The following is a 23,356-nucleotide window of genomic DNA, read 5'->3' as shown; positions in this document are numbered from 1 at the left end:
AAAAAAGACCGGCCCGGGAGGGGCATCCCCACGGGCCGGTCCAAACTGTTCACAATCAATTAACTGGCTTTAGTGATCTTAAACGTGAACGCATGCTCGCAGGGCGTTTCTTTCACGCTCAGCCTGGGCACGGAAACCTCGATGCCGCCCGTTACTTTTTTGAAAGAAAGGTCTTTGTCGTAGCCCAGCAGCCGAACTTTCGTGCCTGCAGAAGGCTGTACGCCTTTAATGAGCAGCCTGCCTTCGGGAAGAACGGGCGCGATGGCGTAAACATTGTCGCCGTTCACGGTGAAGAACAATTCTTTGCGGGCATAACCGGGGTCGGGGTTTACGGTCTGTTTCAGCATCACCTCGCCGCTTACCATGCCTTTATTCGCCGGCTTCCAGTCCTGGCGGCCTTCAGACCATTGCACATGCGTTTTCCAGGCGCGGGTGTTGTAGATGGCCTCGCCGTTCACATCGAGCCATTTGCCGATCTGCAGCAGGCGTTCCTGCATAATGGGCGGGATCTTGCCCTGCGCATCCGGCCCGATGTCCAGCAACAGGTTGCCGCCGCTGCTCACGATATCGAGCAGCAGGTATATCAGCGACTGCGCGCTGTTGTAATCCTCTACGTCCTCATTCCTGTTATAACCGAACGAAAAGCCCATGCCGCGGCATTCTTCCCAGGGGCGGGCAAACTTCGCTCCCACTTCGTATTCCGTGGTGTAATAACCGCCGTGTTTTTTACGGATGCCTTTGCCCCAGCGGTCGTTCACCGCGATCTTGTCTTTCACCGGCGATTCGTTGTACAGCCAGGTGAGGAATTCGCGGCTTTGCCACAGCGTGTCCGACTGCTCCCATTCGCCGTCGGGCCAGATAATGTCCGGCTCGTAACGGTTCACGAGGTCTTTCAGCTGCGGGATCATATGATCGTTCACGTACGCTTTGTATTGTTTGTTTTTGTACAGCGGGTTGTACCATTCGTACAGCGAATAATAAAAGCCCATCTTCACCGGCGTTTTGCGCACGGCGGCGGTGAGGTCGCCCAGCAGGTCGCGTTTGGCGCCCGCATCTACCGCGTTCCAGGGCGTGCCGAAGGCTTTGGTGGCTTCTTTGCTGGGCCAGAGGGCAAAACCGTCGTGGTGTTTGGAAGTAAGCACGATGTATTTGGCGCCTGATTTTTCGAAGAGTTTCGCCCATGCGTCCGGGTCGAAGTCTTCGGCTTTAAAAAGGTCCGCGAATTTGTAATACGAAAAATCGTCGCCATACACTTTTGCGTGATGGTCGTACACGGCGGTGGGTTTGGGATTGTTATTCCCGTGCACCTGTTTGGATTGCAGCCAGTACTGGTACCATTCCGAGTACACGCCTTTCGGCGCCCATGCGGGCACGGAATACACGCCCCAGTGGATGAATATCCCGAACTTTGCGTTTTCGAACCATGCGGGAACCGGCCTGCTGTCCAGCGATTCCCAGGTGGGCTTGTACTGCTGCGCCATCGCGGTGAATGGCAAAAGCAGCCATAACAAACATTTTAATGATCTCATATAATTGACGTGTTTTTTTATAAAAGCTGATCGACGGATACCGTTATTTCTTTTCCTCGTTCAACGGTGAGCGGCAATAAATGCTGGCGGTACTTCAGCACCAGGTTGCGCCCCGTGGTGGAATGTACTTTCACGGCGGAAAGCGTGCCGTTCTCCCAGGCAATGTCCAGCACAAAACCGCCGCGCGCGCAAAGCCCCTTGATCTCCCCGGAAGTCCATTCGGCGGGCACTGCGGGCAACAGCTCCACGTAATCGCCATGGCTTTGCAGCAGCGCTTCCGCAATGCCGGCGGTGGCGCCGAAATTCCCGTCTATTTGGAAAGGCGGATGGTTGTCGAAAAGATTGGGCAGGGTGGATTTGGCGAAAAGCGCCTGCAAATGGTTTCTCACACTGTCCGCCTGTTTGAGGCGGGCGTAGAAGTTGATGATCCATGCGCGGCTCCAGCCGGTGTGGCCGCCGCCTTTGGCAAGACGGCCGGTGAGCGTGCGCAATGCGCCTTCATACAAAGCCGGCGTTTGTTCGGTGATCTGTGTGCCGGGGTGCAGGCCGAACAGGTGCGAGATGTGCCGGTGGCCGGGCTCTACTTCCTGGTATTCCTGCATCCACTCGAGAATGCGCCCGTCTTTCCCGGTTTTGGTGGGCGGCAGCTGCGCGATGATGCTTTCCCAGCGCGCGATCTCAGCAGAATCGGTGCGCAGCGCTTTGGCAGCGGCGATGCATTTGCCGAGGAATTCGCGGAGGATCTGGCTGTCCATCGTAGGCCCGTAAGTGAGGCCGGTGGGCTTGCCGGTAACCGGGTGCACGAACTGGTTCTCCGGGGAGCTGCCTGGGGAGGTCACGAGGTAACCTTCCGGGCTTTTCACGAGATAATCTTCCACGAACAGCGCGTGTTCTTTCATCACGGGATACGCTTTGTTTTTGAGGAAAGCGTAATCGAGCGTGAACGCGAAATGTTCCCAGAAATGCAGGCACATCCAGCTGGCGGCCATCGGAAAAGTACCCCATGCCACGCCGTTCTGCACTCCTGTTTTACCAAATGCATCCGTACAGTGATGCACTACCCAGCCGCGGGCGTTGTACATTTTTTTTGCGGTGATGCGCCCTTCCGGCCGGATGTAGTCCATGAAGTCGAACAGCGGCGCGGTGGTGAAGGAAATATTCGTCACTTCCGCCGGCCAGTAGTTCATCTGGAGATTGATGTTGGTATGAAAATCCGCGTTCCAGGGCGCGTCGAGATGCTGGTTCCAGATGCCCTGGAGATTGGCGGGCAAAACGCCCGGCGCGCGGGAACTGCTTACGAGCAGGTATCTTCCGTATTGAAAGAAAAGACTGATCAGGTGCGGGTCTTCGATACCTTGTTTTGTTCTCAGCAGCCGCTCGTCCGTAGGCAGATCGTCTGCATGCGGGCCGTTGATGCGCAGGCTCACGCGTTCCATGATGGGCTCCAGGTCCTGCACATGTTTGGCGGAGATATTTGCGTAACTCTTTGCCGCGGCGGATTGCAACAGTTTTTTACATTTATTGAGGGCAGACACGGCGTTCTCGAAATCCTGTTTTTTGTAATTGTAATTGGTGGCGCCCTGGATGTACAGGGTTACGGTGTTCGCGTTCTTCACTTTTATTTCCTGCCCGTTTACGGCCCTGCTGCCGCCGGCGTTGGACACCTGCAGCATGCCCGCGAATTTCATATGCAGGCCTTCGGGGCCGCGGTCTTCCCTGCCGTTTTTGTCGTTGATCTGCCCGTTGAGCACCAGCTGGCTGCTGCCCGCGGCGGTTACCCTGCAATCGGCGAAGCGGTTGCTTGTATCGCGGATGTCAGGCCGGTCGATACTGAACGCGGCGTTGATGGAGCCGGGTTTCGACGCGGTGATATGCACCACGATCACATTGTCCGGCGCGGAAGCGAGCACTTCCTGTTTGTATTCAACGCCGTTCACCGTAAAGGTGGTGGCGGCGATGCCGGTGTTGAGGTCGAGACTGCGTTTATAATGATCGTAGGCGCTGAAGCCGTAGTGGATGTTCACGTTCATCAGCGTTTGATAAGAGCGGAATGCGCGCGCGGTTTTGGTGGAATTTTCCGCGTCTACCGCGAGGAAGTTGGCCTGCGCGATAGTGAGCGCTTCCTGGTTCTTCCCTTCGAACAGCAGCTGGCGGATGGTATCCAATACTTTGTATGCATTGGGATTGGCGTCGTTGAATTTAACGCCGGCCCATACGCTTTCTTCGTTGACCTGGAGTATCTCTTTTTCAGGCCGCCCGTAAACCATCGCGCCCATTCGGCCGTTGCCGACGGGCAAAGCCTCTTCCCATCTGCGGGCGGGCTGTTTGTACCACAGCTGCATGGATTCCTGCGCCATGGCCGCATTGGAGAACAGTAACAGTAGTATAAGGAGCTTTTTCATAACTGTAAACGATGTAGGATTAGGATAAATATAATAAATGAGGCGTTGGCTTACAACATACCGTTAATTAAATACCACTATTTGAGACGATCCGTTAGTCCTGCATCATGGCCGCAAGCGTTCTGCCCACTTCAGAACCGATGGCCACGCCCATTCCGCCCATGCGGACGGCCAGCCAGATGCGGGAAGAATATGCCTGCACGATGGGCTGCTTCGTTTTGCCGAAGGCCATAATGCCCGCCCAGCGGTCTTCGATGGTAAACTGGTGATGGGGAAGGATGATGGTTTTCAGTTTTTCCTCAAGGTCTTGCTGTATGCGTTGGCTCAAAGCGAATTCGGTGGTGGCTTCGCCATTGAAATCGAGATTGCGGCCGCCGCCGAACAATACGCGGCCGTTCAGTTCACGGAAATAATAATATCCCTGGTCGAAATGATAGATGCCTTTGAAAGGCAGTTTTTTGACGGGCGCGGTGATGAGCACCTGTCCGCGGCCGGGCGTTACGTCCAGCCCGGGGACCAGTCCTTTTGCAAAAGCGTTGGTGCATATGGCGAGGCGCGGGGCGGAGAAAACGACGCCGTCGTTCACGGCGACTTCTACCCTGTCTCCTTTTTCTTCAAAGTGAGTAACGTTGCAGCCTGTTTTGATCTCGATGCCGCGTTCGATGGCGACGTCGATGAGCGTGCGCATCATTTTGCCGGTGTTCAGCTCGCCTTCGTAATTGTTCTGCACGAGGTGTTTTGCAACGATGCCTTTCTGCGCGATCTTTTCATCGGCGGGGGAAAAGGCGGGGCCGGGCAGGATGTCGAACAGCAGCTCGTTTATTTTCCCGAGCTGTTCGAGCGCGGGCGTTTCGTTATCGCTGATCAGCTCGAAGCTGCCGTTTTCGCGGTAATCCATACGATCGTCTCCGATGCGGCTGCGGAGGAGTTGCAGGCCTTTGCGGCGCATTTGCACAAGGGCCACGACATCATTTGCGGGCATATGCTGCAGGTCGTCGAGGATTTCGGTGAGACTGCCGATGCAGGCGAAGCCGGCGTTGCGGGTGGATGCGCCGGTGGGGAGGAGGCCGCGTTCAAGTACGAGGATGCGTTGGCGGGGGAAACGTTCTTTGAGGCTGATCGCTGTGGAAAGGCCGACGATGCCGCTTCCGAGAAGGATGCAGTCGTATTGGAGAAGGCTTTGTTTTTCCCAGTAGCTCAGCATATTGCGAATGTAACAAAAAAATCTATTACCATCTTTTTGGGAACGGTAGAAGCAAAGTGTAAAGCGTGGCTTTACGCTTTTGAATATTTTTTGGGTTGATATAGTGTAAAGCGTAACTTTACACTATACAGGCAGGGGATGAAAAAGTCATCTCCGTATTTTTGAGAAATAGCCCTGAAACACTGAGATATTCTCACCTTTTTCATTCGCCCTTTATCATCGTTTTCTGCTCTTTATAAGAGTAAATAGAAAACAATGATAAAAAGCTTTAGAAGCAAAGCGTTAAAGCTTTGCTGGGATAATGACGATTGTATGAAGCTGCCTCCCGCCATGCTCAACAAGATCAGGTGGCTGCTTCAGGCAATCGATAGCGCACAGATAGTTCCGGATGAACTGAGCTACTGCGACATACATTCTCTGAAAGGAAATTATAAAGATCACTGGAGTGTAAAAGTAAACCGCAATTACAGGATCGTTTTCATTTTTATGAAAGGGCACGCATACGATGTGGATTACATTGACTATCACTAAAAATTTTAGATATGGAACGCAAAATGAAACTTGAGCATCCCGGCATTCTTATCAAAGGCCTCATTTTCGACGAACACGGCCTCAGTATTTCCAATGCCGCCGAAATGCTGGGCGTAACCCGCACGGCGCTTTCTCACCTTGCCAATGGCAAGGCGGACCTTTCCGTAGACATGAGCCTGCGCATCGAAATGGTATTCGGCGGCACCGCGGAGTACTGGCAGCGTTTGCAGGCCGCTTACAATATTAACGAAGCCCGGCCCCGCATCGCCAAACTTAAGCTCAAACGTTACAAACCGGCATTAAAAAAGCCCCTGCCCGTCAAAGAAACGAAGAGCAGGGGCCATAAAGCCAAAAAGGTAGCGTAGTTAATTCACCAGCGGCTTCAGCCCCCGCACGCCCATATCCACCACAGCCTCCCCTTCCAGCGGGTCGTATTTGCCGTTGCCGTTCGTGTCTTTCCATTCAAAACTTTTATTGACAGACAACGACACCGTTACCACCACATCCTGCTTTTCCTTTCCCGTGATCTGCAACGGCGTATCAAACGGCCCCGTTACCACGCAGGAGCCCGCAGGCACCGGCGAAGTAGCCGCGATCGGGTTCGGCACCGTGGTAGCCCCTGCCGGCGCCTGACCGCTTACCACGCTGTATTTCGTTTCCAGCGCCCAATATCCCTGCTTGCGGTTCCCGTTCACCTGCTGCGTGCTGTCTTTGATCTTATAACTCGTGATATAGCTGTTAAACCCGATGAATGAAGCCACCGAACCGGTCCATTCCTGCCCCAGCGCATTGAATTTGATATCGTAATTCTGGTACGCCAGCGACACCCGCAGGTATTCATACTTTCCCGCAGGCACATCCTTCAGCGGCACCTCATAAAACACCTCCCCATCTCCCGCCAGCTTCGCGCTCGCAAAATCTATGGCCGTTTCGCCTCCTTTCGCCGTTTCCTGGTGTTTGTACAGCACCGCTCCTTTTCCCAAAGCCGTTAACGCACCGGGCGCCAGCTCCAGGTAGTGCGAGCTCATCACCCTGAAAGCCGGGCTCTGCGCGGCATTCCCCGCAGGCACCGATACCGGCTGCCCCAGGTTGCCCAGGCGCTCCTGGTTAGGATCGAATTTGTATTTGAAAATGAGTTTAGCGCCTTTGTCCTCCACGGAATCTTCGTTTTTGGAACAGGCAGCGCAGCATGCTAGCGCCGCAAGGCAGCCCGACAGGAACAGGTTTTTCGACATAGACCGGATTTTGGATATTAATAACGCCGGCAACTTACAAAATATTGGCGGATTACAAAGAAAGCCCCTGCCAACGGGGGCCGGGGCTGCGCTATTGCAACTATTCAGACCGGTTACACCAGGTAACCGAAAAGATTATCGTCTTTGTTCAGTTCGGTATAATGCACGTTATACTTCGTCATGTTCGTGAGCAGCACATCGTAATCTTCCCTGTTTTTCAGCTCGATGCCTACCAGCGCGGGGCCGGTTTCCTTGTTGTGTTTCTGGATGAACTCGAAGCGGGTGATGTCGTCTCCCGGGCCTAGCACATGGTTCACAAATTCCTTCAAAGCGCCCGGCCGCTGGGCAAAACGGACGATGAAATAATGTTTCAGTCCTTCGTACAGCAACGACCGCTCTTTGATCTCCTGCATCCGGTCGATGTCGTTGTTGCTGCCGCTCACCACGCAAACCACTTTTTTCCCTTTGATCTCTTCCGCGAAATCTTCCAGCGCGGCGATAGACAAGGCCCCGGCGGGCTCTACCACGATCGCGTCTTCGTTGTACAACTTGAGGATCGTGGAGCAAATGCGCCCTTCCGGCACCAGGCTCATTTTATCCAGCACGTCTTTACAGATCCGGTAAGTGAGCTCTCCCACTCTTTTCACCGCCGCTCCGTCAACAAACCTGTCTATTTCAGGCAATGTAACAGGCCCGCCGTTTTCCAGCGCTTTCAGCATGGAAGGCGCGCCTTCCGGCTCCAGCCCGATGATCTTTGTGGACGGGCTCACGCTGCGGAAATAAGACCCGGTGCCCGATGCCAGCCCGCCGCCCCCAACGGGCACGAACAGGTAATCGACCTCCGGCTGTTCGTCCAGTATCTCCAGGCCTACGGTACCCTGCCCTTCGATGATCTTCTCATCGTCGAACGGCGGGATGAACGTCATATGTTGTTCGCGCGTGAATGCCTGGGCCTCGGCGGAACAATCGTCGAACGTATCCCCTACCAGCCTGATCCCGATGTTGTCTCCGCCAAACATCTTGACCTGGTTTACTTTTTGTTTCGGTGTAATGATGGGCATGAACACCACGCCTTTTAGGTTCAGCAGGCGGCAGCTGTAAGCAAAGCCCTGTGCGTGATTGCCCGCGCTGGCGCAGGTAACGCCGTTGGCCAGCTGAAGCGGCGTCAGGCTGCTCATGAGATTGTATGCACCGCGCAGTTTGTAGGAACGCACCACCTGCATGTCTTCTCTTTTGAGATACACATCGCACTGGTAGCGGCGTGAAAGATTTGCATTGTAGGTTAACGGTGTGCGGGTGACCACGGAGCGTAGTCTTTCGGCGGCTGCTTTTATCTGGTTGGTGTCTATGGGCCGGTTTTGTTGCAGTACTTCAGTCATGTTGGTTCTGTTAAAAAATAAAAAAGAAAAGTATCAGGAAAAATGCGCCGGCGTCAAATCGAACACACTCCTCCGCAACCGTTGCCAACAACTCTCCTGATACTTTTCATATTTTATTTTTTATAGCTTTTTACTTGCCGGGGCGGAGCTTTCTTACTGCCGCGCCTGCCTGCCACATTTCGCTGTTACGCAGTTCTTCGAGCTCTGCGTTCAGCTTGGGGCGGTAATCCGCCTGGCCGTTCAGGTCGATGGAACGCTGTGCTTCTTTACCGGTAGCAACGGAAGCGTACAGTTCGTCGAATACGGGCTGGGTAGCGTCTTTGAATTTTTTCCACCAGTCGAGCGCGCCGCGTTGTGCAGTGGTAGAGCAGTTGGCGTACATCCAGTCCATGCCGTTCTCTGCTACCAGGGGCATCAGGGATTGGGTCAGCTCTTCAACGGTTTCGTTGAACGCTTCGGAAGGTGAGTGGCCGTTGTTGCGCAGCGTTTGGTACTGTGCAGCGAAAATGCCCTGGATAGCGCCCATCAGGGTGCCGCGTTCGCCGGTAAGGTCGGAATACACTTCTTTTTTGAAGTCTGTTTCGAACAGGTAACCGGAGCCAACGCCGATGCCGAGTGCGATCACGCGTTCACGTGCGCGGCCGGTGGCGTCCTGGAAAATGGCGAAGCTGGAGTTCAGGCCCTGGCCGGCGAGGAACAGCCTGCGCAGTGAAGTGCCGGAGCCTTTGGGTGCTACCAGGATCACGTCTACGTCTGCCGGGGGAATGATATTGGTCTTTTCTTTGAAAGTAATGCCGAAACCGTGTGAGAAATACAGGGCTTTACCTTTGGTCAGGAAGGGCTTCAGCGTGGGCCACAGCTGGATCTGGCCGGCGTCTGACAGCAGGTACTGAATGATGGTGCCTTTCTGGGCGGCTTCTTCGATCCCGAACAGCGTTTCGCCGGGAACCCAACCGTCTGCAACGGCTTTGTCCCAGGTTTTGGAATCTTTACGCTGGCCGATGATCACGTTGAAACCATTGTCTTTCAGGTTCAGCGCCTGACCGGGACCTTGTACGCCGTAACCGATGATCGCGATAGTTTCATTCTTCAGCACTTCTCTTGCCTTTTCCATGGGGAATTCTTCTCTGGTTACTACGTCTTCCAGTACCCCGCCAAAATTGATGGTTGCCATGTTTTGTTAGTGGTTTTTAAAAAGTTTTAAGTTCTAGGTTATTGCATTCTTTGCCGTTATCAGTCTTTCAGGCTGTCTGCCTCGATGAGCGACAGGTCTTTGAGATGTTCATGGAAACGGCGGCTCCATTTCACGATCGCTACGCGGCCGCTTTTGGAATATTCTATGAGGCCGTACGGTTCCAGCTTCTGGAGCATCGCGATCAGCTCCTGCTGGTGGCCTGTTTTTTCAAGTACGAAGTAATCTTCCGTAATGGTGAGGATGCGCGCGTTGTTGTCCCGGATGATCTTCTCAATGTCGCCATTGTGAAGGCTTTTGGTGGATATTTTGTACAACGCCAGCTCCTGGTAAACCACTTCGTCTTCGTCGTGCACAAATGCGCGGTGCACTTCGATGAGTTTTTCGATCTGGCCTACTACTTTTTCCAGCCTGTCGCGGGTGGACAATACCGTGATGATGAATTTATACACCCCGGTGATTTCCGTTTCGGCGGTGGTAAGACTGGTGATGTTGATGCCACGGCGCGTGAAGATCACGGAGATGCGGTTGGTGATGCCTACCCTGTCTTCTGTGTATACCGTAACTGTATATTCCTTTTGCATGTTGTGTCTGGATTAATGGTGATGAACTGCTACTCGAGGCGGATAGACGAGATGGGTGCGCCTGCCGGCACCATCGGGAATACGTTGTCTTCCTGCTCCACCACTACTTCCAGCAGGTAGGCGCCTTTTGTGTCCAGCATTTCCTTTACGGCGCCTTCGAGGTCCGCGCGTTCGGTCACCTTGCGGCCCGGTACGTAAAAACCTTTCGCGATCTGTACAAAATCCGGGTTGATCATCACGGTGGAAGAATACCGTTTGTCGAAGAACAATTGCTGCCACTGGCGAACCATGCCGAGGAAGTTGTTGTTCAGGATCACGATTTTCACGCCGATCTCGGATTGGTAAATGGTGCCGAGCTCCTGCAGCGTCATCTGGAAACACCCGTCGCCGATGATGGCCACCACTTCCCTGTCGGGCGCGCCCACTTTGGCGCCCATGGCCGCCGGAAGGGCGAAGCCCATGGTGCCCATGCCGCCGCTGGTGATGTTGGTGTTCGGGTCTTCGAAGCGGTAATAACGCGAAGCGATCATCTGGTGCTGACCTACGTCTGTTACCAAAATCGCTTTGCCCTTTGTTTGTTCGGAGATGATGCGGATCACTTCCGCCATTTTGATCTGGCCTTCGGTGGGGTGCAGTTCGCGGTGACGAACTTTTTCATCTTCTTTTTTATCGGCTTCCCTGAACAGCTGCAGCCATTCGGGATGTTTCGCTTCTTTGAGCAGCGGCAGCAATGCGGCAAGCGCTTCTTTCGCGTCAGCATGTACGGCCACGTCTGCCGGGATGATCTTATTGATCTCCGCTTTATCGATCTCGATGTGGACTACTTTGGCCTGGCGGGCAAATTCGTTCACGTCGCCGGTGATGCGGTCGTCGAAACGCATGCCTACCGCGATCAGTACGTCGCATTCGTTCGTATTGATGTTCGGGCCGTAATTGCCGTGCATGCCGGTGTAACCCACGTAACACGGGTGATTTACGGGCACGGCGGAAAGGCCGAGCAGCGTGGAGGCGATCGCGATGTCCGCCTTTTCGGCCACTGCGATCAGTTCTTTTTCCGCGCCGGAGATCAGTACGCCGTGGCCGCAGAGAATGTACGGGCGTTTGGCGTTGTTGATCAGTTCGGCTGCGGCTTTCACCTGGTCCATGTTCAGCACGGGGTGCGGGTGATAGCTGCGGATGCTTTCGCAGGCTTTGTACTGGAAATCCAGTTTGCCGAACTGCGCGTTTTTGGTGATGTCTACCAATACGGCGCCGGGGCGGCCGCTGCGCGCAATGTAAAATGCTTTGGCGATGGCGCCGGGTATATCTTCAGGCCTGGTAACCTGTATGTTCCATTTGGTGATAGGTGTGGTGATGCCGATCACGTCCGTTTCCTGGAAAGCGTCTGTACCGAGCAATGCCGCGGCTACCTGGCCGGTGATGCACACCATGGGGGTTGAGTCCATCTGCGCATCTGCAAGGCCGGTCACCAGGTTGGTGGCGCCGGGGCCGGAGGTGGCGAATACCACGCCTACCCTGCCGTTTGCACGGGCATAACCCTGGGCGGCGTGCGTGGCGCCTTGTTCGTGGCGCACCAGGATGTGGTGCACCTGGTCCTGGAAATCATAAAGAGCGTCGTAGATCGGCATAATGGCGCCGCCGGGGTAACCGAAAATGGTGTCCACACCTTCCGCAATCAGCGACCGGATCACTGCTTCCGCGCCGGTGATGATCTCGGGGGCGGCGGCAGCCCGCTTGTCAGACTGATCAGTCTTCATCGGTAACACATCCTTCTGTTGCATTTTTTACTTGTTTTGCGTACTTGAATAATATCCCGTTCGTAGCCTTCAGAGCCGGTCTTTTCCATGCTGCTTTTCTTTCCGCGAGCTCTTCGGGCGTCAGGTTAACCTTGATGATATTGTTTACGGCGTCCAGTTCGATAATGTCGTCGTCTTTTACGAGCGCGATGGTACCGCCTTCGTAGGCCTCCGGTACGATATGCCCTACCACAAAGCCGTGCGTGCCACCGGAAAAACGGCCGTCTGTAATGAGGGCCACGCTTTTACCCAGGCCAACGCCCATAATGGCGGAAGTGGGTTTCAGCATCTCCGGCATGCCGGGGCCGCCTTTGGGGCCTACGTAGCGAATGACGACGACGTCTCCCGCTTTCACTTTGCCGGACTGTATCCCCGCGATCAGCTCGAATTCTCCGTCGAATACACGGGCCGGGCCGGAGAATTTTTCGCCTTCCTTGCCGGTGATCTTCGCCACGGAGCCCTGCTCGGCCAGGTTGCCGTACAGGATCTGGATGTGGCCGTTGGCTTTCAGCGGCTTCTCCAGCGGATGTATAATGTCTTGTTTTGAAAAATCGATGTCGGGCACGGATTCCAGGTTTTCCGCCAGGGTCTTGCCCGTAACGGTCAAACAATTTCCGTGTAACCTGCCCTGTTTCAGCAGGTATTTCATGACCATGGGAATGCCGCCGATGTTGTGGAGGTCTTCCATCAGGTATTTGCCGCTGGGCTTGAGGTCCGCCAGTAAAGGCGTGGCGTCGCTCAGGCGCTGGAAGTCGGCCATAGTGATGTTTACGCCAACGGATTTGGCGATGGCGATGAAATGCAGTACCGCATTGGTGCTGCCGCCGGTTGCCATGATCACGGTGATCGCGTTCTCGAACGCTTCACGGGTCATGATGTCTTTCGGTTTGATGTCTCTTTCGAGCAACAGGCGGATGTATTTGCCCGCTTCCAGGCATTCCTCCTGTTTTTCCTTGCTCAGCGCGGGATTGGAGGAGCTGTACGGAAGGCTCATGCCCAGCGCTTCGATAGCGGAACTCATGGTGTTGGCCGTGTACATGCCGCCGCAGGCGCCGGCGCCGGGACAGGAATTTTGTACGATGCCTTTGAAGTCGCCCTCGTCGAGGTTGCCCGCCATCTTCTGGCCGAGCGCTTCGAAAGCGGATATGATGTTCAGGTCCTGCCCTTTGTATCTGCCGGGCGCGATCGTTCCGCCGTACACCATGATGGCGGGACGGTTCAGGCGGCCCATGGCCATCAGCGAGCCGGGCATGTTCTTATCGCAGCCGGGCACGGTAATCACTCCGTCGTAATATTGCGCGCCGCACACGGTTTCAATGGAATCAGCGATCAGATCGCGGCTGACGAGCGAATAACGCATGCCGTCGGTACCGTTGCTGATACCGTCGCTCACGCCGATGGTGTTGAAAATAAGCCCTACCAGGTCGTTGGCCCATACGCCTTTTTTTACCTGTTTGGCCAGGTCGTTCAGGTGCATGTTGCAGGTATTGCCATCGTAGCCCATGCTCACAATGCCCACCTGTGCTTTTTTCAGGTCTTCCTCAGTCAGTCCTATCCCGTACAGCATGGCCTGTGCGGCGGGCTGTGTGGGATCTTGCGTAATCGTCTTGCTGTATTTGTTTAACTCCATATTAATAAGGTCGTTATTACCGGGTCACGGCTATCTGAATTTCTAATTATCGTACAAGTTATTCCCGGTGCGGCGTTTATTCAAACCAATAATTCGGTCGTTCCCGGTCTTCAAAAGGCAGGCAGGATGGCCAAAATCCGCTATGGGTATGAGTTAGGAAGAAAAGCGTTTACGCCATTCAACGGCTGTGTCCCACGCTTTTTTTTAAGAAAATCCCCCCTTCCGGTTGCAACGGCGGAAGGGGGAGCTTCCGGGTATTATCAGGCAGGAATTGCCTCGCGTTTGAATTCTTTTTCCAGCACTTTGGCTTTGTAAGCCTGCTGGATGACCTTGCCGAGGGATTCGGCCCAGGGTTTGGAGAAACCTTGCCCGTCGAGGCTGTCCCATCCGATCACTTCGGCGGCAGTACCGCAGTAGAACACTGCTTCGGCCTGTTTCAGCTCTTCCACGGTGATCTGTTTTTCCACCAGCGGAATGCCCAGTTCGCCGCAGATCTCGATCACGGTGGCGCGGGTGATGCCAGGGAGGATGTTGCCCGGGGCGGGCGTATAAATGGTGCCTGCTTTTTCGTAGAACAGGTTGGCGCCGGGGCCTTCAGCCACAAAACCGTTGATATCCAGCAGCAAAGCTTCGTCGTACCCTTTTTCTTTCGCCTCTTGCGAAGCCAGGATAGAGTTTACGTACAGGCCGGCGGCTTTGGATTCGATCTTGAACGCTTTCGGGTTGGGGCGTTGGTAGGAAGAAATGCATACGCGGAGCAGTTTTTCGCCCAGGTAAGCGCCCCAGTCCCATGCGCAGATCAGGATGTGGGTTTCGGAAGCGGCTTTCAGGGTCATATTCGGCGGGCAGAACACCAGCGGGCGGATGTATGCTTCCTCCAGGTTGTTCAGCTCCAGCACTTTATAACAAGCGGCGATCAGTTCGTCGTTGTTGTACTTGTAAGGTATATGTATCAGCTCGCAGGAACGCTTGAACCGGTCGAAGTGCTCCTTGGGTTTGAAGATTTTCACCTCGCCACTGGCGGTCTTGTAAGCGCGGATGCCTTCAAATACCGCGTATCCGTAATGCAGCGACTGACCATACAGGTCAATTTTGGCCTCTGTGGCTTTCGTATAAGCCCCGTCAAAGTAAAGAATCGTGTTTTCGTTGTAATAGCTATACATATAATTGGAATTTGCACATAAAAAAAGCCTTCCTGGTGGAGGAAGGCGTTTATTTTCAGTTGTATTGTACGCGCGTGTTATCCTCCTATCGGTTGACGGGTGACAATGACAATGACGATCACGACGAGCGTAATAGCCCAGTTGAGCTGCGGTACGATGTGACTGATCTTGTTATTGTTTTTGTTTACCCACATGGAGGTCCTGATGATTTTTATTATCACTACAAATGTATTGGTGAATAAAATAAAAAACAATACAGGGCGAAAACTTTTGAGAAAAATCAACCCAATAGGCGATTTTTTAAAATATCGAAAACAAAAGCGCTTTTGTTGGAAAAAAATCAAGAAACAGCTGTTTCACCGCACTCCTGTCAAAACAAAAAAGGCCCCCTTGTGAGGGGCCTTCGGTTATTTTTCGCGTACGAGCGTTGCAGTTTTAAGGCAATCGTCTATCACCCTTTGCAGCACATCCTCCTTTTCGATGAGCTTTTCCAGCAGTATGAACTGGTTTTTCGCCCGGTTGAAGTTATGCTCGGGGTATTTTACCGGGTAATACACGTCCCCGTTGAGGTAATCCGTCAGGAAACGGATGCCCTGCATGTAGATCATGAATTTGCCGGCATAGAACAGGTGCGCTTTTTCTGTCGCCGATAAGGTGCTGCCTACTTCGGAAAGGTAGCCTTTCATAAGCGCTTCAAAATATTCCTCACGGATACGGATCTGCGAAAAGTCGCGCTCTTCTTCGGAAACGGGGCATACGTAAGTACGCACCATATCGCCGAGGTCGGAGATGATCTTCCCGGGCATGAGCGTATCCAGGTCGCATACGCAAATGCCTTCGTAGCTGTCTTTCCGGAGCAGCACGTTGTTGATCTTGGTATCGTGATGCATGAGGCGGTCGCTGAATTCCGGGGCGGTCTTCAGCGTTTCGAAGGTAACCGCGATGTCGCTATGGCGGAGGAACTGCGCGATCAGCTCGTCGGCAAACCCTTTCCTGTCTTCTTTCGCCTGGCGGATGGCTTCCTGGAAGGAGGCGTACCGCAGGGTCAGGTTGTGGAAGTTGGGAATGCTGGCCTTAAACTCATGCAGATCGATGCCATGGAACATCCGGGCCATCAGCCCGAACTGGCGGGCCGCTTCGAATGCCTGCTTGGGCGTGTCCGCCTGGTCTACCGAAGTGGAATCCGGTATGAAAGGGATCATGCGCCAATACTCATCGTTGAAATGAAAGAGCTCATCCCCTGTAGCGGTAGGGATGGGAACAATAAAGAGGTAGCTTGGGTGGTTCGAAGCCAGGAAATCGGCCGCCAGCCTTTGGTTCCGGGCTATTACACCCGGTTCCCTGAATACATACGTGTTGATTTTCTGGAGGATGAAATTTTCACCGCCGCGGCCACTCAAAAGAAATGTGTTGTTGATGTGGCCGCTCCCGAATTTCTTCACGTCAAAGCTGGCAGGCTCCAATCCGAAGGCTCGGATTATGTCTGTATTCACCATTATGGAAATTATTTCCAGAGATTGTCCGGGTATTCCCCGTTTTGCACCAGGGCAGACAGGCTTTGCTGTACCCCGGGCGCGTCTTCTTTGTAAGTGACGCCAAACCACTGGCTGCTGGTCGGGATCACTTTTACGGAGCCCAGGCCTGCCGCAATGAATTGGTCCACTACGATCGGTATGAAAAATTCTGATTTAGGATTGCTGATATTTTGTTCCAGGAACTGGCTGAACAGTTTTTCGCTCACCTCGAACACAGACGGCGCAAAACCCCAGAAGTTCATGGATACGGGCGTTTTCGGGCCCAGTTCTACTTTTTTGTCCCCTTCTTCGTAAACGATCTTCCCGTCTTCCACCACGATCTTGGTACGTTCGGTAATACCGCTCAGGTTGCCATTGCTCACCTCGCATACGCCGCGGCTCACAAAGCCGTACTCGCTCACGGTTTTGCCCAGTTCGTAACCTACCACGCTGTATTTGTCGCCCGCGCATTCGGTCTTCAGGAAAGCCGCCATTTTTTCAAATGCGTCCCGGCCATAAAAATCGTCTGCGTTGATCACCGCAAAAGGCTCGTTGATAGCGTCTTTCGCGCATAATACCGCGTGGGCGGTGCCCCAGGGTTTGGTACGGTCCGCCGGTATCTCGAAACCGTCGGTAAATGCGTCCATATTCTGGAACACGTATGCTGTTTCTACTTTTCCTTTCAGTTTAGGCTCAAAGATCTCTTTGAACTCCTCGGCGAAATTCTCGCGTATGATAAACACGATCTTGCCAAAACCCGCGCGGATAGCGTCATAGATTGAATAATCGATAATCGTTTCTCCGCTGGGGCCAAACTGCTGGATTTGCTTCAAACTTCCGTAACGGCTGGCCATACCGGCCGCCAGGATCAATAATGTCGGTTGCATTTGTTGATATTAGTTTATAAATTTCACTCAGATTAATATCGGGGGCTAAAAATAAACATAAATTTTTCCCAATCCCCGAAATCCTTAAATTTTAAAATACCGGCCAAATTTAGGAGGATTTTCCACTTCACCCCATACTTAAATGAGTAAAAGAATGACGGCCGTAAAGCGGAATTTTGCTACTTTTATTTTTTCGATCCAACGTATGCCCCCTCCCGACCGGCACTTTTTGTATGATAAGCGATGCCGGCATTTAACTTAATCATATTAGTACGACAAAACAAAACTGATGAAAAAAATCGCAGTGGCAGCAGCCATGGTATTGCATTTGCTGACGCCGGCCAAAGCGCAGCAGAAAACCAGCCCGGAAGAGATAAAGTCGAAAATGCAATGGTTTGCAGACGCCAAGCTCGGCATCTTTATCCATTGGGGCATTTACTCCGTGAAAGGCATCGACGAAAGCTGGAGCTTTCATAATAAAAAAATATCTCATGCGGATTATATGGCCCAGCTCAAGGGTTTTACCGCCGGCAAATACGATCCCCAGGCCTGGGCAGACCTGATCAGGGAATCCGGTGCCCGGTACGCCGTGATCACCACCAAACACCACGATGGCGTTGCCCTGTGGGACACGAAGTTCAATAAACTCTCCACCACCAAAAGTACCCCGGCCAAAAGGGACGTGCTCAGCCCCTTCTTCGCCGCGCTTCGCAAAAATAATATCAAAACAGGCGCTTATTTCAGCCTGCTGGACTGGTCATCGCCCGATTATCCCGGTTTCCTGAAAGACAGCAGCCGCTACAAGATCAGCGAGCAGCCGCAGCGATGGGCGAAATTCCAGGCGTTTTACCAGGGGCAGATGGCCGAGGTCATGAAACAGTTCAATCCCGATCTTTGGTGGTTCGACGGCGACTGGGAACGCAGCGCCGAAGAATGGCAGGCCGTGAAAGTGCGTAAAATGCTCACAGACTTCAATCCCAATACCATCATCAACGGAAGGCTCACCGGCTACGGCGATTACGACACGCCCGAGCAGAACTTCCCCGTGGAACGCCCGCATTACAACTGGTGGGAGCTCTGCATGACCATCAATAACAACTGGGGCTGGCAGCCGCAAGACACCAACTGGAAAACGCCTTACGAGATCATTACCATCTTCGCGGACGCCATCAGCAACGGCGGCAATATGCTGCTCGACATCGGCCCGAAAGAAGACGGCACCATTCCGCCCGAAGAGATCAACGTGCTGAAAGAGCTCGGCAAATGGAACAAAAAACATGAAAAAGCGATCTTCAGCACCATCGGCGGCATCCCGCAGGGACATTTCTACGGGCCTACCACACTCAGTAAAGACAGCACCAGCCTCTATCTTTTCCTGCCCGGCAAAGTAACCGGCAATATTATGGTCAAGGGGCTGGACAACAAGATACAAGACATCACCGTTGTAGGGAACGGCGCCAGACTGCAGCATAAGATCGTGGGGAAAATTTCCTGGAGCCCCGTGCCAGGGCTCGTTTACATTACTGTGCCCGCCAACGTGCAGGATGAATACATGACCGTGCTGGAACTGAAGCTGGACAAACCCGTGAAGCTCTACAGGGGCAAAGGCGGATTGGGCGGCTAACGGAAACGCATATACTATCTTAATCTACATATGAAAAAAACGCTCCTATTTATTTTGATGTCGCTGGCCTCCGCAGCAGGTTTTGCGCAATTGAAGGTCTCGCGGCCCGGCATTATCCCCGAACCGCAATCCATGGAAATGAGGGAAGGCCATGTGCCGGTCAACGCGCGCATGAAATATTTCAGCAACAGCGAAGCCGCCGAACGCGCGGCCGAACTGTTCAACACTTTCCTGGAAGCCAATTACAAGCTGCGCCTCGAAAAAGGCACCATTAAAAACGCCACGCTCATCTTTTCAGACGACGAGATGCTGCCCGCGGAAGGCTACCAGCTTACCGCCTACCGCACCAAGATCGTGCTGCAGGGCCACGAAGCCGGTTTGTTTTACGCCGTGCAAACGCTGCAGCAGCTGATCACGCGGAACAAAACGCTCATCTACGTTCCCGCCGTTACCATCAAAGACCAGCCGCGCTTCGCCTACCGCGGGCTGATGCTCGATGTAGGCAGGCACTTTTTTCCCGTGTCTTACATCAAACAGTTCATCGACGTGATGGCGCATTACAAGCTCAACCGTTTTCACTGGCACCTCACGGAAGACCAGGGCTGGCGCATCGAGATCAAAAAATACCCGCGGCTGCAAAGCGTGGCCTCCCAACGGAAAGAGACCATGATGGGCCCTTACCGGGACGGCAAATACGACGGCAAACCTTACGGCGGGTATTATACGCAGGAAGAAGTGAAAGACGTGGTGAAATACGCGGCAGACCGCTTCATTACAGTAGTGCCCGAGATCGAAATGCCCGGCCACGCGCAGGCCGCGCTGGCGGCGTACCCCAACCTGGGCTGCACCGGCGGGCCGTACGAGGTGTCTACCAAATGGGGCGTTCACAAAGAAGTGTACTGTGCCGGCAACGATTCGGTGTTTGCATTCCTGGAAGACGTGCTCAACGAAGTGATGCCGCTTTTTCCCGGCCAGTATGTGCATATCGGCGGAGACGAATGCCCGAAAGACCGGTGGAAAGAATGCCCGAAATGCCAGGCCCGCATGAAGGCGCTGGGACTAAAAGACGAACATGAGCTGCAGAGTTATTTTATCCAGCGCATGGAAAAATTCCTCAACAGCAAAGGCAAAAAGATCATCGGGTGGGACGAGATACTCGAAGGCGGCCTCGCGCCCGACGCCACGGTGATGAGCTGGCGCGGCGAAGCCGGCGGCATTGCGGCGGCCAAACAAAAACACGACGTGATCATGACGCCCAACACCTATCTCTATCTCGATTATCACCAGGGCAACCCGGCCACGGAACCGCTGGGGATCGGCGGATACCTGCCGCTGGAGAAGGTGTACAGCTACGAGCCTTACCCGCCCACGCTGAGCGCCGAAGAAAAGAAATACATCAAAGGCGTGCAGGGCAATGTGTGGACGGAATACATTCCCGACGACAAAGGCGTGGACTATTTCACTTATCCCCGGGCGCTTGCGCTGGCGGAGATCGCCTGGAGCCCGGCTTCTAAAAAGAACTACAGAACTTTCAAGGAAAAGCTGAAAGGCGCGTTGGAAGACCTCGATGCGCGCGGGGTGAACTTCCGCATACCGGAAGCCATGGGCGCCGAAAACCTCGTGCTTTCCGGGGCCAGCACCACGGTAACCCTGAAGCCTGTATCCGGCGGGAAAATATTCTACACGACAGACGGCACTTTGCCATCGCCTCACGGAAAAGCATACACGAAACCGATCGTGATAGCGCCCGCGCAAAAAGCGACCGTTACGCTCAAATACATCGTGGTATTGCCTTCCGGCCGGAGCAGCGCGGTGTATTCCAACACTTACACGCGCAAACCTTACAAAACCGCGCGGAACGTGAGTCCCCCGCGCAAAGGCGTGCAGTTTTCCGTATACGGCAAAACCTTTCAGCAGGCCAGGCAGATAGGCGGGGGAACTGCGGACAGCAGCGGCGCGGCGCCCGATTTTTCCATCCGTCCCTTTATGCACCGCGTGAAATACGGCGTGAGCTTCGAGGGGTATATCAAGATCGACGAAACGGGGCTGTATGAATTCAAGACCAATTCAGACGATGGTTCCGTGCTGGCGATAGACGACGAGCTGATCGTAGACAACGACGGGGAGCATGGCGCGGTAGAAAAAACCGGCATGGTGCCCCTGTTGAAAGGATATCACAAGATCCGGCTGCAATATTTTAACGTGGGCGGCGATCAGAGTTTGCAGGTGAGCTTTGGCCTTAAAGGCAAACAAAGCATTAACTTGCGGAATGCACTTTTCCACTAAGGACATATTGCAACCTTTCCATACCACATGGCTGCCCGGCAACATCCAGGCAGCCATGTTGCGTTTGGACACGATCCATCCGCTGGTGCAGGGCAACAAATGGTTCAAGCTCAAATACAACCTCGAAGCCGCGGGCAATACCCGCATCGTGACCTTCGGCGGCGCATATTCCAACCACATTGTGGCCACGGCCGCGGCCTGCAGGCTGTACGGGCTGACCTCCGTGGGCATCATACGCGGCGAAAAGCCCGCGTCGCCCGGGCATACCCTGCAAAAAGCCGCGGAACTGGGTATGGAGCTGCATTACGTGAGCCGCGAGCTGTACTCGCAGCTTAAAAGCGGCGGCGAAATGATGCAGCTGATGCAGCACCTGCTGGACCAGGCTTACGTGATACCGGAAGGCGGGCATAATGCGGAAGGGGCGAGAGGTTGCGAGGATATTTTGAAACTGGCGGACACTTCCGCCTTCACCCATATCCTTTGTGCCGTGGGCACCGGCACCACGCTGGCGGGGCTCGTCAATGCCGGCACCGGTCAGCATATCACCGGCATATCCGCATTAAAAGGGGCCTTTTCGCTGGAACAGGAAGTGGAAAACCTGCTGAAAGCGCCTTCTTCGCAGTGGCGCCTCCTGCACGACTTCCACGAAGGCGGTTACGCCAAACATTCCCCGGAGCTGATCAGTTTTATGAACGATTTTTACCGCGAAACGGGCATCCCGACGGATAAAGTGTATACCGGTAAAATGGCGCTGGCTTTCAGGCGGCTGGCGGAACAATCGTATTTCCCTGCGGGGAGCCGCGTACTGCTGATACATTCCGGCGGGCTGCAGGGCAATGAATCTTTAGCGCCCGGCGTTCTATGCTTTTAAAACACGGAACCGTATATTTGACCTTCGGATCGTATTTTTGCCAACTTAAGACGTTTTTTTGATGTACTGTATGAAGCAGACTGTTAGAAGCCTTATCGCCACCGTGATTTTTATAGGTACCATCACCATAGCCAAAGCGCAGGATGCAATTCCGGGGCCCACTCCCCCGGTGCTCCCCGATTTTTCCGCATTGATCAAAACAGGGAAAATACAGCTGGACTGGATATCGGGTTTCCCGAACGCAGTGCAGATCGGCATCCAGCGATCGCTGGACAGTGTGCTGAACTTCACCACTATCGGCTACGCCAGTTATCCCGATCAAACGCGCAACGCCTACCTGGACAATAAACCGCTGCCCGGGAAAAACTACTACCGCCTGTTCATCCTTTTCAAAAACAACCGGTACATGTACAGTAAAACGGTACTGGCCGTGTCGGACAGCAGCATTGCAGCCAACACCAAGCTGGGCGCGCAGGACGTGGCTGCCACCAATACGAACAACGCTACCGGCACAGGAACGGTGATTCCCTGGAAACCCAGCAACTACGTGTATACCACGGCAGATGGGAATGTGAACATCCGCCTGCCGCAAGCCGCGCAGAAAAAATATCATATTAAATTCTTCGAGCCTACCGGCGCATTCCTTTTTGAAGTGGAACAGGTGGCCGAGCCTTTCCTGATACTGGAAAAGGCCATATTTATGCATGCCGGCTGGTTTAATTTCGAGATATACGAAGACGGGAAGCTCCTCGAGAAGTGGAGCCTGTACATACCGCTCAATTACCGCTCATAACCATCTCAGCCTCAAATACCTGGGCGAAATGACACAATATCCGGGCCTGTACTTCCTCCAGGGGAATTACGCGCCCGGTTTCTTTTTGCAGGGAAGTGACCGCCTTGTCGGGAATACCGCAGGCGACGATATTGGAGAAATAATTAAGATCGGTATTGACGTTGATGGCAAAGCCGTGCATGGTGACCCAGCGGCTGCAACGCACGCCCATGGCGCAGATCTTGCGCGCCCTGCCGGGCACGTCCGGCTCCAGCCAAACGCCCGTTTCCCCTTTCGACCGTTCCCCTTTCAGCCCGTAATCGGCCAGGGTGCGGATGATCACTTCCTCCAGGAAACGGAGGTAACGGCCGATATCGGTGAAAAACTGCTCCAGGTCGATGATCGGGTACCCCACGATCTGGCCTTCGCCGTGAAAGGTGATATCGCCGCCGCGGTTGGTATGCACGAAACCGATGCCTTTCTGCGCCAGCGCCTGGTCGTTGACCAGCAGGTTTTCCATGTGGCCGCTTTTTCCGAGGGTATATACGGGAGGATGCTCGCAAAAGAGCAAATGATGCTGCGTGCTTGCGCCCGGCGCCGCCAGGCCGTTGCGGATATCGGCCTTCAGGGCCACACTTTCCTGCAATAACCGCTCCTGCAGGTCCCACGCGTCCTGGTAGGGGATCACGCCCAGGTCGCTCACTTTAATCTGCTGTTTCATCCCCACAAAGATAACTATAAGCTATCTTTGCAAAAA

20 protein-coding genes are annotated in these 23,356 nt (G+C 53.9%); 6 read left to right on the top strand and 14 right to left on the bottom strand.

Annotation, left to right across the window (positions count from 1 at the left end; all coding sequences use genetic code 11):
• Window positions 1-59: 59 nt before the first annotated feature.
• From J7I43_RS02785 to J7I43_RS02775, 3 genes are all read right to left on the bottom strand, one after another.
• The gene (locus J7I43_RS02785; protein WP_209142996.1) at window positions 60-1,529 is read right to left on the bottom strand and encodes an alpha-L-fucosidase; all 1,470 of its coding nucleotides are present in this window, start codon (window positions 1,527-1,529) and stop codon (window positions 60-62) included.
• A 17-nt stretch (window positions 1,530-1,546) separates the two neighbouring features.
• Window positions 1,547-3,931 carry a glycoside hydrolase family 95 protein gene (locus J7I43_RS02780; RefSeq protein ID WP_209142994.1) on the bottom strand — a complete coding sequence of 795 codons (2,385 nt, stop codon included), beginning with the start codon at window positions 3,929-3,931 and terminating at the stop codon, window positions 1,547-1,549.
• Window positions 3,932-4,025: 94 nt separating this feature from the next.
• Window positions 4,026-5,135 (bottom strand): NAD(P)/FAD-dependent oxidoreductase, encoded by a 1,110-nt coding sequence (locus J7I43_RS02775; protein WP_209142992.1) that lies wholly within the window; start codon window positions 5,133-5,135, stop codon window positions 4,026-4,028.
• A gap of 255 nt (window positions 5,136-5,390) precedes the next feature.
• On the opposite strand from J7I43_RS02775, the gene J7I43_RS02770 reads away from it, so the two are divergent.
• Together J7I43_RS02770 and J7I43_RS02765 are read left to right on the top strand one after the other, a co-directional pair.
• On the top strand, window positions 5,391-5,666 hold the full coding sequence (locus J7I43_RS02770; protein ID WP_209142990.1) for a type II toxin-antitoxin system RelE/ParE family toxin: 276 nt from the start codon (window positions 5,391-5,393) through the stop codon (window positions 5,664-5,666).
• Window positions 5,667-5,677: 11 nt separating this feature from the next.
• Window positions 5,678-6,031, top strand: coding sequence for a HigA family addiction module antitoxin (locus J7I43_RS02765; RefSeq protein WP_209142988.1), 354 nt, complete (start codon window positions 5,678-5,680; stop codon window positions 6,029-6,031).
• Here the strand turns inward: J7I43_RS02765 and J7I43_RS02760 are convergent, their stop codons facing one another.
• From J7I43_RS02760 to J7I43_RS02715, 10 genes are all read right to left on the bottom strand, one after another.
• Window positions 6,032-6,901: a hypothetical protein gene (locus J7I43_RS02760; protein WP_209142986.1), complete on the bottom strand. Its 870-nt coding sequence runs from the start codon at window positions 6,899-6,901 to the stop codon at window positions 6,032-6,034. It lies immediately after the preceding gene.
• A gap of 113 nt (window positions 6,902-7,014) precedes the next feature.
• Window positions 7,015-8,280 carry a threonine ammonia-lyase IlvA gene (ilvA, locus tag J7I43_RS02755; RefSeq protein WP_209142984.1) on the bottom strand — a complete coding sequence of 422 codons (1,266 nt, stop codon included), beginning with the start codon at window positions 8,278-8,280 and terminating at the stop codon, window positions 7,015-7,017.
• Window positions 8,281-8,410: 130 nt separating this feature from the next.
• The gene (gene ilvC / locus J7I43_RS02750) at window positions 8,411-9,454 is read right to left on the bottom strand and encodes a ketol-acid reductoisomerase (protein ID WP_209142982.1); all 1,044 of its coding nucleotides are present in this window, start codon (window positions 9,452-9,454) and stop codon (window positions 8,411-8,413) included.
• Between the two features lie 59 nt (window positions 9,455-9,513).
• On the bottom strand, window positions 9,514-10,056 hold the full coding sequence (gene ilvN, locus J7I43_RS02745; RefSeq protein ID WP_209142980.1) for an acetolactate synthase small subunit: 543 nt from the start codon (window positions 10,054-10,056) through the stop codon (window positions 9,514-9,516).
• A 29-nt stretch (window positions 10,057-10,085) separates the two neighbouring features.
• Entirely contained in the window at window positions 10,086-11,837 is a 1,752-nt protein-coding gene (ilvB, locus tag J7I43_RS02740; protein WP_317197056.1) for a biosynthetic-type acetolactate synthase large subunit, read from the bottom strand.
• The gene (gene ilvD / locus J7I43_RS02735) at window positions 11,803-13,482 is read right to left on the bottom strand and encodes a dihydroxy-acid dehydratase (RefSeq protein ID WP_209142979.1); all 1,680 of its coding nucleotides are present in this window, start codon (window positions 13,480-13,482) and stop codon (window positions 11,803-11,805) included. Before ilvD ends, ilvB begins: the two co-directional genes overlap by 35 nt.
• Window positions 13,483-13,742: 260 nt before the next feature.
• On the bottom strand, window positions 13,743-14,645 hold the full coding sequence (locus J7I43_RS02730) for a branched-chain amino acid transaminase (protein ID WP_209142976.1): 903 nt from the start codon (window positions 14,643-14,645) through the stop codon (window positions 13,743-13,745).
• A 77-nt stretch (window positions 14,646-14,722) separates the two neighbouring features.
• Window positions 14,723-14,866: a hypothetical protein gene (locus J7I43_RS02725; protein ID WP_209142974.1), complete on the bottom strand. Its 144-nt coding sequence runs from the start codon at window positions 14,864-14,866 to the stop codon at window positions 14,723-14,725.
• Window positions 14,867-15,052: 186 nt separating this feature from the next.
• Window positions 15,053-16,108, bottom strand: coding sequence for a phosphotransferase enzyme family protein (locus tag J7I43_RS02720; protein ID WP_209142973.1), 1,056 nt, complete (start codon window positions 16,106-16,108; stop codon window positions 15,053-15,055).
• A 41-nt stretch (window positions 16,109-16,149) separates the two neighbouring features.
• The gene (locus J7I43_RS02715) at window positions 16,150-17,046 is read right to left on the bottom strand and encodes a nucleotidyltransferase family protein (protein ID WP_209142971.1); all 897 of its coding nucleotides are present in this window, start codon (window positions 17,044-17,046) and stop codon (window positions 16,150-16,152) included.
• Window positions 17,047-17,335: 289 nt separating this feature from the next.
• Between J7I43_RS02715 and J7I43_RS02710 the strand changes: the two genes are divergently transcribed.
• The 4 genes from J7I43_RS02710 to J7I43_RS02695 all read left to right on the top strand — a co-directional run bounded on the left by J7I43_RS02710 (window position 17,336) and on the right by J7I43_RS02695 (window position 22,620).
• On the top strand, window positions 17,336-18,670 hold the full coding sequence (locus J7I43_RS02710; protein WP_209142969.1) for an alpha-L-fucosidase: 1,335 nt from the start codon (window positions 17,336-17,338) through the stop codon (window positions 18,668-18,670).
• Between the two features lie 30 nt (window positions 18,671-18,700).
• The gene (locus J7I43_RS02705) at window positions 18,701-20,956 is read left to right on the top strand and encodes a family 20 glycosylhydrolase (protein WP_209142967.1); all 2,256 of its coding nucleotides are present in this window, start codon (window positions 18,701-18,703) and stop codon (window positions 20,954-20,956) included.
• Complete coding sequence (locus J7I43_RS02700; protein WP_209142965.1) at window positions 20,940-21,827, top strand: 1-aminocyclopropane-1-carboxylate deaminase/D-cysteine desulfhydrase; 888 nt, start codon at window positions 20,940-20,942, stop codon at window positions 21,825-21,827. Before J7I43_RS02705 ends, J7I43_RS02700 begins: the two co-directional genes overlap by 17 nt.
• A gap of 70 nt (window positions 21,828-21,897) precedes the next feature.
• On the top strand, window positions 21,898-22,620 hold the full coding sequence (locus J7I43_RS02695) for a hypothetical protein (RefSeq protein ID WP_209142963.1): 723 nt from the start codon (window positions 21,898-21,900) through the stop codon (window positions 22,618-22,620).
• Here the strand turns inward: J7I43_RS02695 and lipB are convergent.
• Window positions 22,604-23,320 (bottom strand): lipoyl(octanoyl) transferase LipB, encoded by a 717-nt coding sequence (lipB, locus tag J7I43_RS02690; protein ID WP_209142961.1) that lies wholly within the window; start codon window positions 23,318-23,320, stop codon window positions 22,604-22,606. The two genes, J7I43_RS02695 and lipB, sit on opposite strands and share 17 nt — an antisense overlap.
• Between the last annotated feature and the right edge of the window lie 36 nt (window positions 23,321-23,356).

This window comes from Chitinophaga chungangae (assembly GCF_017742215.1).
GTDB classification, from domain to species: Bacteria; Bacteroidota; Bacteroidia; order Chitinophagales; family Chitinophagaceae; genus Chitinophaga; species Chitinophaga chungangae.
Note: the sequence above shows the minus strand (reverse complement) of the source record. Positions and strands in the feature narration are given on the sequence as shown.

Excerpts from the sequence above, each read along its gene's own strand:
- J7I43_RS02785 (WP_209142996.1), bottom strand. The coding sequence starts at position 1,529 with ATGAGATCATTAAAATGTTTGTTATGGCTGCTTTTGCCATTCACCGCG.
- J7I43_RS02780 (WP_209142994.1), bottom strand. The coding sequence starts at position 3,931 with ATGAAAAAGCTCCTTATACTACTGTTACTGTTCTCCAATGCGGCCATG.
- J7I43_RS02775 (WP_209142992.1), bottom strand. The coding sequence starts at position 5,135 with ATGCTGAGCTACTGGGAAAAACAAAGCCTTCTCCAATACGACTGCATC.
- J7I43_RS02770 (WP_209142990.1), top strand. The coding sequence starts at position 5,391 with ATGATAAAAAGCTTTAGAAGCAAAGCGTTAAAGCTTTGCTGGGATAAT.
- J7I43_RS02765 (WP_209142988.1), top strand. The coding sequence starts at position 5,678 with ATGGAACGCAAAATGAAACTTGAGCATCCCGGCATTCTTATCAAAGGC.
- J7I43_RS02760 (WP_209142986.1), bottom strand. The coding sequence starts at position 6,901 with ATGTCGAAAAACCTGTTCCTGTCGGGCTGCCTTGCGGCGCTAGCATGC.
- ilvA (WP_209142984.1), bottom strand. The coding sequence starts at position 8,280 with ATGACTGAAGTACTGCAACAAAACCGGCCCATAGACACCAACCAGATA.
- ilvC (WP_209142982.1), bottom strand. The coding sequence starts at position 9,454 with ATGGCAACCATCAATTTTGGCGGGGTACTGGAAGACGTAGTAACCAGA.
- ilvN (WP_209142980.1), bottom strand. The coding sequence starts at position 10,056 with ATGCAAAAGGAATATACAGTTACGGTATACACAGAAGACAGGGTAGGC.
- ilvB (WP_317197056.1), bottom strand. The coding sequence starts at position 11,837 with ATGCAACAGAAGGATGTGTTACCGATGAAGACTGATCAGTCTGACAAG.
- ilvD (WP_209142979.1), bottom strand. The coding sequence starts at position 13,482 with ATGGAGTTAAACAAATACAGCAAGACGATTACGCAAGATCCCACACAG.
- J7I43_RS02730 (WP_209142976.1), bottom strand. The coding sequence starts at position 14,645 with ATGTATAGCTATTACAACGAAAACACGATTCTTTACTTTGACGGGGCT.
- J7I43_RS02715 (WP_209142971.1), bottom strand. The coding sequence starts at position 17,046 with ATGCAACCGACATTATTGATCCTGGCGGCCGGTATGGCCAGCCGTTAC.
- J7I43_RS02710 (WP_209142969.1), top strand. The coding sequence starts at position 17,336 with ATGAAAAAAATCGCAGTGGCAGCAGCCATGGTATTGCATTTGCTGACG.
- J7I43_RS02705 (WP_209142967.1), top strand. The coding sequence starts at position 18,701 with ATGAAAAAAACGCTCCTATTTATTTTGATGTCGCTGGCCTCCGCAGCA.
- J7I43_RS02700 (WP_209142965.1), top strand. The coding sequence starts at position 20,940 with ATGCACTTTTCCACTAAGGACATATTGCAACCTTTCCATACCACATGG.
- J7I43_RS02695 (WP_209142963.1), top strand. The coding sequence starts at position 21,898 with ATGAAGCAGACTGTTAGAAGCCTTATCGCCACCGTGATTTTTATAGGT.
- lipB (WP_209142961.1), bottom strand. The coding sequence starts at position 23,320 with ATGAAACAGCAGATTAAAGTGAGCGACCTGGGCGTGATCCCCTACCAG.